This is a genomic window from Roseovarius tibetensis, from assembly GCF_050896375.1.
Lineage (GTDB): Bacteria > Pseudomonadota > Alphaproteobacteria > Rhodobacterales > Rhodobacteraceae > Roseovarius > Roseovarius tibetensis.
Genome location: NZ_JBPBBB010000001.1, coordinates 236,283 through 248,951, shown reverse-complemented (window position 1 = coordinate 248,951; position 12,669 = coordinate 236,283). Strand labels below are relative to the sequence as shown.

General features: G+C 65.5%; 16 protein-coding genes. 13 read left to right on the top strand and 3 right to left on the bottom strand.

What is annotated here, in order from left to right; all coding sequences use genetic code 11:
* Window positions 1-18: 18 nt before the first annotated feature.
* Complete coding sequence (locus tag ACROSR_RS01275; protein ID WP_432681939.1) at window positions 19-759, bottom strand: FadR/GntR family transcriptional regulator; 741 nt, start codon at window positions 757-759, stop codon at window positions 19-21.
* An 89-nt stretch (window positions 760-848) separates the two neighbouring features.
* On the opposite strand from ACROSR_RS01275, the gene ACROSR_RS01270 reads away from it, so the two are divergent.
* From ACROSR_RS01270 to ACROSR_RS01245, 6 genes are all read left to right on the top strand, one after another.
* Complete coding sequence (locus ACROSR_RS01270) at window positions 849-1,583, top strand: DUF2182 domain-containing protein (protein ID WP_432682058.1); 735 nt, start codon at window positions 849-851, stop codon at window positions 1,581-1,583.
* Window positions 1,584-1,601: 18 nt separating this feature from the next.
* Complete coding sequence (locus tag ACROSR_RS01265) at window positions 1,602-2,237, top strand: DUF1326 domain-containing protein (protein WP_432681938.1); 636 nt, start codon at window positions 1,602-1,604, stop codon at window positions 2,235-2,237.
* Window positions 2,237-2,758, top strand: coding sequence for a DinB family protein (locus ACROSR_RS01260; protein ID WP_432681937.1), 522 nt, complete (start codon window positions 2,237-2,239; stop codon window positions 2,756-2,758). The genes ACROSR_RS01265 and ACROSR_RS01260 overlap by 1 nt, the downstream gene beginning before the upstream one ends.
* The gene (locus ACROSR_RS01255) at window positions 2,755-3,867 is read left to right on the top strand and encodes a dimethylsulfoniopropionate demethylase (RefSeq protein WP_432681936.1); all 1,113 of its coding nucleotides are present in this window, start codon (window positions 2,755-2,757) and stop codon (window positions 3,865-3,867) included. Before ACROSR_RS01260 ends, ACROSR_RS01255 begins: the two co-directional genes overlap by 4 nt.
* A 105-nt stretch (window positions 3,868-3,972) precedes the next feature.
* Window positions 3,973-4,968 carry an acryloyl-CoA reductase gene (gene acuI / locus ACROSR_RS01250; protein WP_432681935.1) on the top strand — a complete coding sequence of 332 codons (996 nt, stop codon included), beginning with the start codon at window positions 3,973-3,975 and terminating at the stop codon, window positions 4,966-4,968.
* Complete coding sequence (locus ACROSR_RS01245; protein ID WP_432681934.1) at window positions 4,955-5,482, top strand: GNAT family N-acetyltransferase; 528 nt, start codon at window positions 4,955-4,957, stop codon at window positions 5,480-5,482. The genes acuI and ACROSR_RS01245 overlap by 14 nt, the downstream gene beginning before the upstream one ends.
* A 183-nt stretch (window positions 5,483-5,665) precedes the next feature.
* On the opposite strand, the gene ACROSR_RS01240 is transcribed toward ACROSR_RS01245, so the two are convergent.
* Window positions 5,666-5,920: a hypothetical protein gene (locus ACROSR_RS01240; protein WP_432681933.1), complete on the bottom strand. Its 255-nt coding sequence runs from the start codon at window positions 5,918-5,920 to the stop codon at window positions 5,666-5,668.
* A 344-nt stretch (window positions 5,921-6,264) separates the two neighbouring features.
* The gene (locus ACROSR_RS01235; protein ID WP_432681932.1) at window positions 6,265-6,876 is read right to left on the bottom strand and encodes a S24 family peptidase; all 612 of its coding nucleotides are present in this window, start codon (window positions 6,874-6,876) and stop codon (window positions 6,265-6,267) included.
* 204 nt (window positions 6,877-7,080) lie between these two features.
* Between ACROSR_RS01235 and ACROSR_RS01230 the strand changes: the two genes are divergently transcribed.
* From ACROSR_RS01230 to ACROSR_RS01200, 7 genes are all read left to right on the top strand, one after another.
* Window positions 7,081-7,269: a hypothetical protein gene (locus ACROSR_RS01230; protein WP_432681931.1), complete on the top strand. Its 189-nt coding sequence runs from the start codon at window positions 7,081-7,083 to the stop codon at window positions 7,267-7,269.
* A 392-nt stretch (window positions 7,270-7,661) separates the two neighbouring features.
* Window positions 7,662-7,940 carry a hypothetical protein gene (locus tag ACROSR_RS01225; protein WP_432681930.1) on the top strand — a complete coding sequence of 93 codons (279 nt, stop codon included), beginning with the start codon at window positions 7,662-7,664 and terminating at the stop codon, window positions 7,938-7,940.
* 87 nt (window positions 7,941-8,027) lie between these two features.
* Window positions 8,028-8,222 (top strand): hypothetical protein, encoded by a 195-nt coding sequence (locus ACROSR_RS01220; RefSeq protein ID WP_432681929.1) that lies wholly within the window; start codon window positions 8,028-8,030, stop codon window positions 8,220-8,222.
* Between the two features lie 819 nt (window positions 8,223-9,041).
* A complete protein-coding gene (gene mraZ / locus ACROSR_RS01215; RefSeq protein WP_432681928.1) occupies window positions 9,042-9,545 on the top strand; it encodes a division/cell wall cluster transcriptional repressor MraZ in 504 nt (167 codons plus the stop codon).
* Between the two features lie 3 nt (window positions 9,546-9,548).
* Window positions 9,549-10,541 carry a 16S rRNA (cytosine(1402)-N(4))-methyltransferase RsmH gene (rsmH, locus tag ACROSR_RS01210; RefSeq protein ID WP_432681927.1) on the top strand — a complete coding sequence of 331 codons (993 nt, stop codon included), beginning with the start codon at window positions 9,549-9,551 and terminating at the stop codon, window positions 10,539-10,541.
* Entirely contained in the window at window positions 10,541-10,885 is a 345-nt protein-coding gene (gene ftsL / locus ACROSR_RS01205; protein ID WP_432681926.1) for a cell division protein FtsL, read from the top strand. Before rsmH ends, ftsL begins: the two co-directional genes overlap by 1 nt.
* A complete protein-coding gene (locus ACROSR_RS01200; protein ID WP_432681925.1) occupies window positions 10,882-12,663 on the top strand; it encodes a peptidoglycan D,D-transpeptidase FtsI family protein in 1,782 nt (593 codons plus the stop codon). Before ftsL ends, ACROSR_RS01200 begins: the two co-directional genes overlap by 4 nt.
* Window positions 12,664-12,669: the final 6 nt, after the last annotated feature.

The window sequence follows — 12,669 nt, the reverse complement described above, 5'->3', positions numbered from 1 at the left end:
GGCCGGACGCCGTGTCGGTCAGGCCGGCCTGCGCGATCCCGATCCTGCGGCCACCACATCCCGGCCCAATGTCAGCGTGTAGGCTTCAAGTTCGCTGAGCGCGGTGTGGGCGGCGTCCGCCGCCTGCGCCTCGAGCGCGTCGGCAATGCGGGTGTGAAAGCCCACGATGGCTGCGCGGGAGCGGGCGGTGAAAGTGATCATGTTCATCAAGGGCTGCATGGCCTCGACCGCGCCGGCGAGCTGGTAGCTGAGCACCGGGTTGTCCGCGCCATCGACCAGCGCGCGGTGAAAGGCCACGTCCGACGCGCAGAAATCCTCGTCCGACAGGTCCTTGAGGGTCTGTCGGGCGATCTCTGTGTACATCTTGTCGAGGGTGTCAGACGTGCGGCGGGCGGCAGCGAGCGGCGTGCAGGCGCGTTCCAGCGCGAAGCGCGCCTCGCAGGCCACGTCGAAGCTGATGGCGTTCATCGACAGAAGCAGCGTCGATGTGGTGATCTGCTGGCCATACGCCTCGGGGTAGCCGAGACGGTTGACAAACGCGCCGCCGAACGCGCCGCGCTGTGTCCGGATCAGCGATTGGGCGGCCAGCCGTTTCAATGCCTCGCGCACCGTGGGGCGCGACACCGCGAAATGCTCTGCAAGCTCTGCCTCCGATGGAAGGCGCTCGTCGACGATGAGGTCGCCACCGATGATGGCGTCCCGGAGGGCCTGGGCGATCTGGGCCGAGAGGTCGGTCTTGCTGTCGGGATCAATTTTCATTTGTCCGACATTTAAATGTATGACAATTTGCACGTCAAGGGATGAGGACACGAGGAGAGGCGGTGATGATTGCGGCGCAGGTTCGGCGGATGGGCGGGGTCCACTGGCTGGCCCTCTTCGGCCTGATCCTCGGGGCATGGGGGATGCTATATGCCATGGCCCTGCCGGCCGGAATTCGCGATGGTGCCGCGATCTACGGCAGCGGGTTTCTGCAGGGCCTGTGCGTTGTGACGCCGGATGCTGCGGGATTCGGGCGCGTGGTGCTCATGTGGATGCTGATGTCGGCCGCGATGATGGCACCGACGGCGTTGCCGGCCTTTGCGACCTATGACGACCTTGCGCATGCCGGCAATACGCGCTTCGGCGCGTTGGTCGCGGGGTATCTCGCGGTCTGGCTGGGCTTTGCCGTGTTTGCGGGGGGCGCGCAGATGGTGCTTTTCAACGCTGAATTGGTGACGGCCTTCGGAGACAGCCGGTCGGCGTTTCTGTCGGCAGGGCTGCTGGCCGTCGCCGGCCTCTACCAGTTCAGCCCGTTGAAGGAGGCCTGCCTGTCGCGCTGCCGCCGCCCGCTGGCGTTCTTCATGGCCCATTGGGACGAGGGGCCGGCGCGCAACGGCGTGCGGCTGGGGCTTGTCTGCCTGGGGTGTTGCTGGGCGCTGATGGCGCTGGCCTTCGTGGGCGGGGTGATGAACCTTGCCTTCATGGGGCTGGCCACGGTGATCATGGTTCTGGAAAAGCTGCCCGACCTTGGCCGCTGGCTGACGCGGCCCCTGGGCGCGGCGCTGCTGGTCGGGGCGGTGTGCGTCCTGATGACGACGATATGACAATGGAGGAGGCCGAGAATGGCACTGGACGATGCGAGCGTGGGCACCGTGCCCTGGACGATCAAGGGGGAGCTGATCCTCAACTGCAACTGCACGGTGTTCTGTCCCTGCGTGATCTCACTGGGTAAGCACGCGCCCACCGAGGGCTACTGCCAGGCCTGGTCGGGGGTGCGGATCGACGAGGGCCAGTATGGCGACACCGACCTGTCGGGCCTGAACGTGGGCCTGATGCTGGAGATCCCCGGCCTGATGGCGCGCGGCAACTGGAAGGCCGCCGCCTATATCGACGAGCGTGCCAGCGACGACGCCTATGAGGCGCTGGTCAACATATTCAGCGGCCGTGCGCGCGGCACCACCGGCCTGTTCGGCGTGCTGGTCAGCGAGTTCCTGGGCGCCGAACGCGCGCCGGTGATCTTCGAGACGGAAGGAAAGGCGCGCCGGCTGATGGTCGGCAAGAAGATCCAGGGCGAGGTGGTCCCTGTCGAGGGGCATGGCGGTGAGGATGTCGTCGTCACCAATACCGAGTACTGGATGGGCCCCGACATCACCGTCGCCACCGCCACCAAGGGCCGTGTGCGCGCCTTCGGCCGGGTCTGGGATTTCGACGGGCGCAGCGCCGAGATTTGCCAGATCGACTGGAAGGGACCGCGCTGATGCTGCTGACCGCCGATCATGTGCGGCTGATGGCGCGCTACAATGCGTGGCAGAACGCGCAGATCGTGCGGGCGCTTGACCAGGTCTCGCTCGGGGTTCTGACCGAGGATCACGGGGCGCATTTCGGCACGATCCTGGGGACGCTCAATCACGTCCTCTGGGCGGATCGGCTGTGGCTGCATCGGTTTGGCACCGGCGAGCCATGCCCGGAAGACGGTATCGGCGAAAGCACCGCGCTGACCGCCACGGGGGCGGCGTGGAGTGCGGCGCGGTTCGCCGTGGACGGGCGCATCACGCTTTGGGCGAAGCGGTTGCGCAGCCTCGACCTGACCGGGGACCTGGCATGGTATTCCGGTGCGACGGGTATGGAGATGACGCGCCCTGTCGCGGTGTGCGTCACCCACATGTTCAATCACCAGACGCATCATCGCGGGCAAGTTCACGCGATGCTGACCCGTGTCGGGCTGGATGCCCCGGTCACGGATCTTGTCTTCATGCCCTCAGAGGAGGCAACGCCATGACCGCGCCGGTCCTGTCGCTGTCGCGCCGGTTGCGCCGTACGCCGTTTTCCGAGGGTGTCGAGGCGGCCGGGGTCAAGGCGTATACGGTCTACAATCACATGCTGCTCCCGACGGTGTTCCGGTCCATCGAAGAGGATTACCGGCATCTCAAGCAGGCGGTGCAGGTCTGGGACGTGTCGGTCGAGCGGCAGGTGGAGCTGCGCGGCCCCGATGCCGGGCGGCTGATGCAGATGCTGACGCCGCGCGACCTGCGCGGGATGACGCCCGGGCAATGCGCGTATGTGCCGATCGTCGACGAGACCGGCGGCATGCTGAACGACCCGGTCGCGGTGAAGCTGGCCGAGGATCGCTGGTGGATCTCGATCGCCGATTCCGATCTTCTTTACTGGGTGCGGGCGACGGCGCATGGCTGGCGGCTGGACGTGCTGGTGGACGAGCCGGATGTCAGTCCACTGGCGGTGCAGGGCCCGCGGTCCGAGGATCTGATGGCGGCAGTGTTTGGCGACGCGGTGCGCAATGTGCGTTTTTTCCGGTTCGGCCTTTTCGATTTCCAGGGCCGCGACATGGTTATCGCGCGGTCGGGTTATTCCAAGCAGGGCGGATTCGAGATCTATGTCGAAGGCGGCGATATCGGCATGCCTTTGTGGCGGGCGTTGATGGAGGCCGGGCAGCGTTTCGATGTGCGCGCGGGCTGTCCCAACCTCATCGAGCGGATCGAGGGCGGATTGCTGAGCTACGGCAACGACATGACCGATGACAACACGCCGCATGAATGCGGGCTGGGCCGGTTCTGCAACACGCATACCGCGATCGGCTGCATCGGGCGCGACGCGCTGCTGCGCGTGGCCAAGGAAGGCCCCGTGCAGCAGATCCGTGCCATCGCGATCGATGGCTCGGCCGTGCCACCCTGCGTTGACTGGTGGCCGTTACTGTCCGAAAAGGGCAAACCGGTAGGCCGGGTGAGTTCCGCCGCGTGGTCACCGGATCACGGCATCAACGTCGCCATCGGCATGGTGCGGATGACCGACTGGGAACCGGGAACCGAGCTGCGGGTCATGGCCCCCGACGGCGCGCGGCGCGGAGTGGTGCAAGAGCGCTTCTGGGCCTGAGTGGCCTTCGAGCGTGGGAGCGAGGGGCCAGCCCCTCGCGCTCCCCGGAGTATTTATGGAAAGATGAAGCAGGGGGCTGGTCCTGCGGTTGCAAAGGAGAGAGACATGTTCAACGCGTTGATCGTCGAGAAGGACGAGGAAAGCGGCAAGACATCTGCCGGGGTGCAGCATATATCCGAAGACGATCTGCCCGCGGGCGAGGTTCTGGTCGCGGTCGAGTATTCGACGCTCAACTACAAGGACGGGCTGTGCATCGGGCCGGGCGGGGGCCTTGTGCGCACGTACCCGCATTTGCCGGGGATCGATTTCGCAGGCACCGTCGAGGCGAGTGACGACGACCGCTACAGCCCCGGTGACAAGGTGGTGCTGACCGGCTGGCGCGTCGGCGAGGCGCATTGGGGTGGCTACGCGCAGAAGGCGCGGGTCAAGGCCGACTGGCTGGTGCCGCTGCCCGACGGTCTGGATACGCGGGCTGCGATGGCGGTCGGGACCGCCGGGTTCACCGCGATGCTGGCGGTGATGGCCCTGGAGGATCACGGGCTGACCCCCGGTGACGGGCCCGTGCTGGTAACCGGGGCCGCGGGCGGCGTGGGGTCGGTGGCCACCGCGATCCTCGCGCATCTGGGTCACGAGGTGGCCGCCGTCACCGGACGCCCCGAGCAGGAGGACTATCTGCTAGGCCTTGGCGCCAGCCGGATCGTGCCGCGCGAGGAGCTTTCGGAGGTGACCAAGAAGCCTCTGGAGGCCGAAACCTGGGCGGGCTGCGTCGATGCCGTCGCCGGGGCGATGCTGGGCCGGGTGCTGAAGCAGATGCACATGCGCGCCTCGGTCGCCGCGATCGGGCTGGCCGGGGGCGCCGCGATCGAGGGCGCGCTGATCACGCCGTTCATCCTGCGCGGCGTGAACCTGCTGGGCATCGACAGTGTGCTGCAGCCCTACGAGGGCCGTCTTCGCGCATGGGAGCGTATCGCACGCGATCTGCCGATGGACAAGCTCGAGGCGATGGTGCAGCCCGCCACGTTGTCGGATCTGCCGGGGCTGGGCCGTGACATCCTGAACGGTCAGGTCAAGGGACGTGTCGTGGTCGATGTCAACGCCTGAAGCACAGTTCGGTGATGCCGGGCGTGTCGCGATCCGCCCGGCCGGCGCTGCGGATTTCGACGCGCTCTGGCCGATGCTGTGCAGCGTGATCCGCGCGGGCGAGACCTACGCGATCGACCCGGGACTGTCGCGCGCGGACGCGTGCGCGCTCTGGATGGAGGCCCCGCGCGCCACCTATGTCGCCGAGGTCGCGGGCAAGATCTGCGGCACCTTCTATGTCAAGACCAACCAGCCGGGCGGCGGCGCGCATGTCTGCAACGCGGGCTTCGTCGTGGCCGGGCACGCCCGCGGGCAGGGTCTCGCGCAGGCGATGTGCCTGCGCGCCGAGGACGAGGCGCGCGCCATGGGATACCTGGCCATGCAGTTCAATTTCGTGGTCGAGACCAATACGGGCGCGATCACGTTGTGGCAGCGGCTGGGTTACGAGACCGTGGGCTGTTTGCCGCGCGCCTTTCGGCATCCGACGGCGGGGCTGGTCGATGCGCGGGTGATGTACAAATGGCTGGACGCGTGAGGCGGCGCGAGACCGCCTGAAACCCGATCCCGCATCGCCGCCGGAGAACCGGGGGTGACAGGAAGATATCGATGGTCGCGCGCTGTACGGAGGACATGTGCGTGGCGCTGTTTCCTGACCCCCGCGTGGCAGTGAAGTCATCGAGGCGGAACCAGCTTCCACGACGTTTGACATCGATCCAGATCAACCGAGCCACCTCGCACCGAGGCGCAGCACCTGTTCGAGCGCTTGCATGGACGCGACAGTTGTGCCTGCGACAAGCGGAGCCCAGTCCGCTGATTTCTCCAGAAGCGCAACGACGACAGATGTGCCGGCCAGGACGGAGAGCACCGAGAACGTGTTCGACCAGGCCTCGAAGAACCGCTCACGTGCCCTGTTATAGCGCATCCATCGTTGCAGATGGCAGGCCAGGCCGTGGCGTTCGTCGTCGACCGTCATTGGTCCTACCCTTCGTTTTACCCTGCCCCCTATCGGGCTTTTGGGCCGGAGACGGTCGCGTTGGAGACAGCTCGAACCCGCCGCGCTTGCCTTCGCCATAATCAATCGACTCGTTGAAAGTTCGACGCGAGGACGTCTGGCGCTCGCCGCGATCGTTGCTGCTCTTGGGCGGCGTCTTGCGATCTGCCACATCGGGAATTTCTACTTCATATGAAGTTAATGAGGCGAGCGGGCTCAGCATGCATGCGCGGATCAGACAATCTCGCCCAGTGCGGACGCGGTTCAGGTCGGGGCCGGTGCGGCAGCTCTCTGACATGGGTAGGGTTGTCGCAGGTCAGCAGGATCTAGGCATCGTGTGACGTCACGACGTGCTTGACGCGGGCAGCGCCATCTGTGTCGACCAGGGCGTAGACGTGGCGATCGCAGATCGCGGTGCGGCGCTCGTCGATCATCACGAGATCGCCATCGTGCAGCGTCGGAACCATGCTGTCACCTGTCAGCTGCAGAAGGCACGCCTGATCGGGCAAAACACCACGCTTGCGCAGCCAATCGCGGCGGAAGGCGAGCGCTTCCTCGAATTTGACGTCGTGACTCTCGGCCCCGGCGGCAAGGCGGGGATCGACGCAAGGGATCGGCGTGTGCGCGGCCCCGTCGAGGGCACGGGTACAGACAGGGCCGGTCTCGCGCGGCGGGCCAAGGTAGAATTCAAGGCCCAAGACGTCCGCGAGCTTCTGAAGGTTCTCGATTGGGTGTTCGGGTTTCTCGGCACGACGATGTCGACGGTTCATGATCAGGGACGGGTTGCCGACTGCCAAACCCAACGCGGCCGCAGCAGACATCTGCTTGTGATGAAGTGCCTCTTCGATTGCGTCCAAAACCTCCTCCGTGTCAGGGCGGTAGCCCAATAGGGCCATTAGCAGGCAAATCAGATATATTCTCGCGCTGACCGAGGCCATTAGGGCTCACAAAGCGATGCCCCGTTGGGGGCTTTCCAAGCGCCTGACCGGGTAAGGCGATTTCATCGACCGCCTCCTTAAAGGCGGCGATGTTCGAACGAAGACTGCGGAGGCTTTCATTGCAAAGCTTTCGCGGACGTGGCCCGAAGACCTCGCCTGACCGCCCGATATCCCCAGCCCGTCATCCAAGAATGAGGACGCCGCATGAGGATACGCCATCGCCTTGCCCTGCTGATCTGCCCGGATCTTGTGCCCGATACTTGTGATGTCACGGCCGTGTTCCGCGCGGTGGGTGCCGGGGACAGTGTCTGCGATGTGATCCGCGCGGGGCTTTCGGCCGAATGCATCGCCGTGTTCCTGCGTGACGCCGACGACGCCAGCGCGGTCACCTGACCGTTCGACCATGAGCCGGACGAGGTCGATCAGGTGTTGTGCGACCTCGGCGCGGTACAGCCCGAGAACTGGCCGGTGACATGGCGATCTGTCGTGACGCGCCACGGCCGATCCCTTGGCAGCTATGCTCCGAACGCAACATCCGGCGCGGCGGCCTCGCCATTCGCCCTTGCCTGCCGGTCTGCGCGTGGCCGAAACGCCTGGTCGCCCAGTTCATGGACGAGCGCACCTAGCGTCCGGCCGAGATCGCGGTGGGACTGATCACAGGGCGCTAGCAGTATTTCGGGATCACGAACCGCGACCATCTCCTGTGCGAGGTCGGGCAAGATTACTGGTCGGCGTGGTTCCGCTCGGTAGAGATCTCCGTCGAGGCGGAACTGGGAAACCGGCTGTTGCGCCGTGGCGATCTCGACGGCATCACCGGCATCGAGCTGAGCGTGAATGCCGTGCCCGGCTCCAGCACGACGACGATCAGCCTGTCCATCATGGCGGGCGGCGCCCCGGACGGGGCGGTCTACGAATTCGAGTATTCCGGTGATGGCGGCCTGACCTCGACAGCCCTGGGATCGCGCAATATCCCCGAAATCGAGATCACCGGCAAGGATGTGTTCACCCCCGACGCGGTGTGCGCGGCGATCCGCGTCGGCGGACAGCGCGGGCGGTTCTTATAGCGCCTGTTCGCGCAGACCGGGGGCCTGCCCGCGCCGTCGGGGCTTGCCAAGGTTCAGTCCGGGCTGTGGTCTCCGACGCGCGCCTGTATGTCGCGGCCCGACCCGGTCAGCGGCGCGTTCAGCTATCGCCCCGAGCGGCGCGATGCGGCGCAGGGAACCATGGCCATCCTGATGTGCCAAGCACCCGATACCGAAATCAGCCGCGACGTGCGGCATAGCCTGCCATTGTTGACCGTGCGGATCGAACCGGTCGCCGTCGATGCCGATCCGGGCAAGGGATAACTGGCAATGACGGCGCGTTCCAAGGCGCGGGTCGCGATGTGATGAAAAGTGCCGGGGCTTGTGCCGGGCTGTTCAAGGCCAGTCGATCGATGAGTTCACCTGTGTATTGAAGACGTCCCGAACCAAAATCGGCGGCTGCAATCTTCGCTGTCACGCGACACACAAACCTTTCTTCGCCTTAATGCGCGCCGGGAAGCGGTTGTGCGGAGCGAGTATGGGAAATCGTGGGCTGCCTCATGGCGGGGTGCGCGGGACCAGTTGGAGACGAATCAAATACCCGTGAGTCGGCGTGAACCTTGGCGTGAACCCTGCATTCGCACAGGGTGCCGATAGCACAGACAGGCCATGGGTGGAATAATCTTGGATATCATGGGAAATTACTGCACCAAGATGATCAGTGCTTATTTTGTGCCAAACTTTGAAAAATGATCAATATAGGCCAGTAAATCGTCCAGATTGATGCATTGGTGATATTATCTTGGCACCGCATAACCTTATCATATGGAATTTGGGGTAGAAATTTATTGCCATGGGACGAATTCCCATAGTATGTAGGTAACACGATGAGGACGGGATCAAAGAGGGGCAGCAAGACCCCAACACTCCCAAGTCAGGTTTCATACAGGCACCCGCTTTCATCGCATAAAGAGATCCGGCGCGCGGGCGAGCAGACATCCCCCCAGGTGGCAAGCGCAGCCGGACACCCCGCAAGGCGGGACGAGGGCGGCGGGTTGATCGGTGGCAGCAGATCAACCCGCTGTTTTCGTGTCTGAGGGGCGCATTTTGACGCTGGGGGCGCAAAAAGGGACCAACGGGACAGTGGGCCGGGTATTCAGAGGCGCAAGCACGCACAAGGTGGACGGCAAGGGCCGGGTGTCTATCCCCGCGTTGTTTCGCCGGGTCATCGAAGCCTCTGACCCGAACTGGACCGACGGGCTGAACCCCGAACTGATCATCGTCTACGGCGACCATCGCCGCAATTACCTTGAATGTTACACGGTCGAGGCGATGCAGGAGGTGGATGCCAAGATCGCCGCCCTGCCGCGCGGCTCCAACGCGCGTAACTACCTGCAGCATATCTTCTACGGCCTGAGCCATCCCACCAGCATCGACGAGACCGGGCGGCTGGTGCTGCCGGCCAAGCTGCGCGAGAAGATCGACCTTGGCGGCGAGGCGTTCTTCATTGCCGCCGGCGACACGTTCCAGATCTGGAACCCCACGACATACGAGCAGCAAAAACTGGCCAAGACCGAAGCGTGGCTGGACGCACAGCCCGACGATTTCGATCCGCTGAGCCTGCTCGACGATCCGGGCGGGATCTGAGCCTTGGCCGCGGCTGCCACCACACCCGGCGATGCCCCGCATGTGCCGGTGCTGCTGCGGCCGCTTCTGACGGCGGTGGCGCCTGTGTCCGGGGTGTGGCTGGACGGCACGCTTGGGGCAGGGGGTTACGCGCGGGGCCTGCTGGAGGCCGGCGCGGACCGGGTGATCGGGGTGGACCGCGATCCGGTGGCGCTGGACATGGCGCAGGGTTGGGGCGCGGCCTATGGCGACCGGTTGCAGCTGGTCGGGGGCAACTTCGCGCGGATGGATGCGTATGCCACGGATCTCGATGGTGTCGTGCTGGACCTTGGCGTGTCCTCGATGCAGCTGGACGAGGCAGCGCGTGGATTTTCCTTCATGAAGGACGGCCCGCTCGACATGCGGATGAGCCAGTCCGGCCCGACCGCCGCCGATCTTGTGAACGAGACGCCCGAGGGTGAACTGGCCGATATCCTGTACCTGTACGGCGAGGAACGGGCGAGCCGCCGGATCGCGCGGGCCATCGGCCGGGCACGCGCCGAGGCGCCGATCGAGACCACGCTGCGCCTGGCCCATATCGTGGAGCGTTGCCTGCCGCGTCCCAAACCCGGTCAGACCCACCCTGCGACGCGCAGTTTCCAGGCAATCCGGATCGCGGTGAACGACGAATACGGCGCGCTGATCGACGGGCTGGAGGCCGCCGAGCGCGCGCTGCGTCCCGGCGGGCAGTTGGCGGTGGTGACCTTCCATTCGATCGAGGATCGCATGGTCAAACGCTTTCTGCAGGCGCGCGCCGGGGCTATGGGGGGCGGCAGCCGCCATGCGCCCGCACAGGTGCAGCCCGACCCGCAATTCATACTGAAATCGCGCAAGGCCACCCGCGCCGACGCGCGCGAACTGGCCGAGAACCCCCGCGCCCGCAGCGCCATGCTGCGCGTCGCGCAACGCACAGCGGCCCCGGCCGGCCCGGCGGATCGTGCGGCGATCGGCATGCCGATGCTCAAGAAAGGCAAATGATGCGCAGCCTGCTTTATGTTCTCACATCGCTTGCCGTGATCGGCCTTGCCTTCTGGGCCTACCGCGAGAATTACCGCACGCAAGAGGCGCAGGACCGCGCGCAGCATCTGCAGCAGGCCCTTGGTGACGCGCGTCAGCGGCTTCGGGTGCTCAATGCCGAATGGGCCTATCTCAATCGCCCTGACCGACTGATGGACCTGGTCGAGATGAACTACGAGTCGTTGGGATTGATGCCGATGCAACCCTATCAGTTCGGCCGAATTGATCAGGTCGCGTTTCCCCCACCGCCGGCCCTGCCAATTACCAACCCTGTCGATGTCTCGAACATGGAGCCCGCGCAATGACCCGCACCCCCCTGCGCCCGCTCGCCCGTATCCTCGAGGCCCGCAGTCGCGGCGAGAACCCCGATGCGATCGAGCGCGAAAACATCCGCCTGCGTCATGAAGAGATGCGCGATCGCGCACGGCGGCGCGCCGAGGGGCGGCTTCTGGTGCTGGCGGTCGCGTTCTTTTGCGCCTTCACGCTGGTCGGCGGGCGCATGGCGATGTTGGCGCAATCCGAACCCGGAGAGCCGCGCACCGGGGTCGCGGGCGCGCGGATCCTGGCGCAGCGCGCCGATATCACCGACCGCGCGGGCCGCATCCTTGCCACGAATTTCGACACGCACAGCCTGTACGCGCAGCCCCCCGACATGGTCGATCCCGAATATGCCGCCGAGAAGCTGGTCGAGATCTTTCCAGATCTCGACCACGCGCGGCTGATCCGGGATTTCACCGGCGATCGCAAGTTCCTGTGGATCAGAAAGACGATCAGCCCCGAACAGCAGCAGGCCGTGCACAATATCGGCGAGCCCGGCCTGCTGTTCGGCCCGCGCGAGATGCGGCTGTATCCCAACGGGCGGCTGGCCGCGCATGTGCTGGGCGGGGCCAGCTTCGGGCGCGAGGGCGTGCATGCCGCCGAGGTCGTGGGCGTCGCGGGCATCGAGAAATTCCTGGACGACCGGTTGCGCGACCCGGCCCGCGCGCACGAGCCGCTGACCCTGTCGCTGGATCTCAGCGTGCAGGCGGCGATGGAGCAGGTGCTGCAAGGCGGCATGAAGATCATGAACGCCAAGGGTGCGGCCGGCATCCTGATGGAAGCAGACACGGGCGAGGTGGTCGCGGTGGCCTCTCTGCCCGATTTCGATCCCAATGACCGGCCTGCCCTGCCCACCAGTGGCAATCAGGATGACAGCCCGCTGTTCAATCGCGCGGTGCAGGGCGTCTACGAGCTGGGCTCGACCTTCAAGGTGTTCGCCATCGCGCAGGCGCTGGAACTGGGCCTCGCGACGCCCGAGACGATGATCAACACCGAGACTCCGCTGACCTGGGGCCGGTTCCGCATCCGGGATTTTCGCAATTACGGACCGGAATTGAGCGTCCGGAAGGTGATCGTGAAATCCTCGAATGTCGGCACGGCGCGGATCGCGATGGAGATCGGCGCAGACCGGCAGCGCGCCTTCCTCGACAAGCTGGGTTTCATGGAGGCCTCGCCGCTGGAAATCACCGAAGCCTCGGGAAGCAGCCCGCTATTGCCCCGGAACTGGTCGGAGATCTCGACGATGACGATTTCCTATGGGCACGGGCTGTCGACCAGCCCGATGCATCTTGCCGCCGCCTATGCCATGATCGCCAATGGCGGGCGGCGTGTGGTGCCCACCTTGCTGCACGATGCGGGCAACGCGCCGGGCGAACGGGTGATGTCCGAGGCAACCGCGGCCGAGATGCGCAAGATGATGCGGCAGGTCGTGACCGAAGGCACGGCAAGCCTTGGCGAGGTGGATGGCTACGCCGTGGGCGGCAAGACCGGCACCGCCGACAAGCCCAAGCCGACGGGCGGCTATTACGACGACAAGGTGATCGCCACCTTCGCCAGCGTGTTTCCCGCGGATGACCCGGAATACGTGCTGGTGGTCACGCTCGACGAGCCGGTCGAGACCTCGGGCGACGAGCCGCGCCGCACCGCCGGCTGGACCGCTGTGCCCGTGGCCGCCGAGGTCATACGCCGCGTCGCCCCGCTGATGGGGCTGCGCCCCGAGATTGAACCCGTGGACCTTGCTGCTATAAAGCAGGCATCCAACTGAAGCGGG

What these genes read in the sequence shown, in the direction of transcription:
- ACROSR_RS01200 (WP_432681925.1), top strand. Translation starts at nt 10,882, where the DNA reads ATGACCCGCACCCCCCTGCGCCCGCTCGCCCGTATCCTCGAGGCCCGC.
- ACROSR_RS01220 (WP_432681929.1), top strand. Translation starts at nt 8,028, where the DNA reads ATGTCGCGGCCCGACCCGGTCAGCGGCGCGTTCAGCTATCGCCCCGAG.
- ACROSR_RS01245 (WP_432681934.1), top strand. Translation starts at nt 4,955, where the DNA reads ATGTCAACGCCTGAAGCACAGTTCGGTGATGCCGGGCGTGTCGCGATC.
- ACROSR_RS01260 (WP_432681937.1), top strand. Translation starts at nt 2,237, where the DNA reads ATGCTGCTGACCGCCGATCATGTGCGGCTGATGGCGCGCTACAATGCG.
- acuI (WP_432681935.1), top strand. Translation starts at nt 3,973, where the DNA reads ATGTTCAACGCGTTGATCGTCGAGAAGGACGAGGAAAGCGGCAAGACA.
- ACROSR_RS01270 (WP_432682058.1), top strand. Translation starts at nt 849, where the DNA reads ATGGGCGGGGTCCACTGGCTGGCCCTCTTCGGCCTGATCCTCGGGGCA.
- ACROSR_RS01275 (WP_432681939.1), bottom strand. Translation starts at nt 759, where the DNA reads ATGAAAATTGATCCCGACAGCAAGACCGACCTCTCGGCCCAGATCGCC.
- ftsL (WP_432681926.1), top strand. Translation starts at nt 10,541, where the DNA reads ATGCGCAGCCTGCTTTATGTTCTCACATCGCTTGCCGTGATCGGCCTT.
- ACROSR_RS01235 (WP_432681932.1), bottom strand. Translation starts at nt 6,876, where the DNA reads ATGGCCTCGGTCAGCGCGAGAATATATCTGATTTGCCTGCTAATGGCC.
- ACROSR_RS01255 (WP_432681936.1), top strand. Translation starts at nt 2,755, where the DNA reads ATGACCGCGCCGGTCCTGTCGCTGTCGCGCCGGTTGCGCCGTACGCCG.
- ACROSR_RS01240 (WP_432681933.1), bottom strand. Translation starts at nt 5,920, where the DNA reads ATGACGGTCGACGACGAACGCCACGGCCTGGCCTGCCATCTGCAACGA.
- ACROSR_RS01265 (WP_432681938.1), top strand. Translation starts at nt 1,602, where the DNA reads ATGGCACTGGACGATGCGAGCGTGGGCACCGTGCCCTGGACGATCAAG.
- ACROSR_RS01230 (WP_432681931.1), top strand. Translation starts at nt 7,081, where the DNA reads ATGAGGATACGCCATCGCCTTGCCCTGCTGATCTGCCCGGATCTTGTG.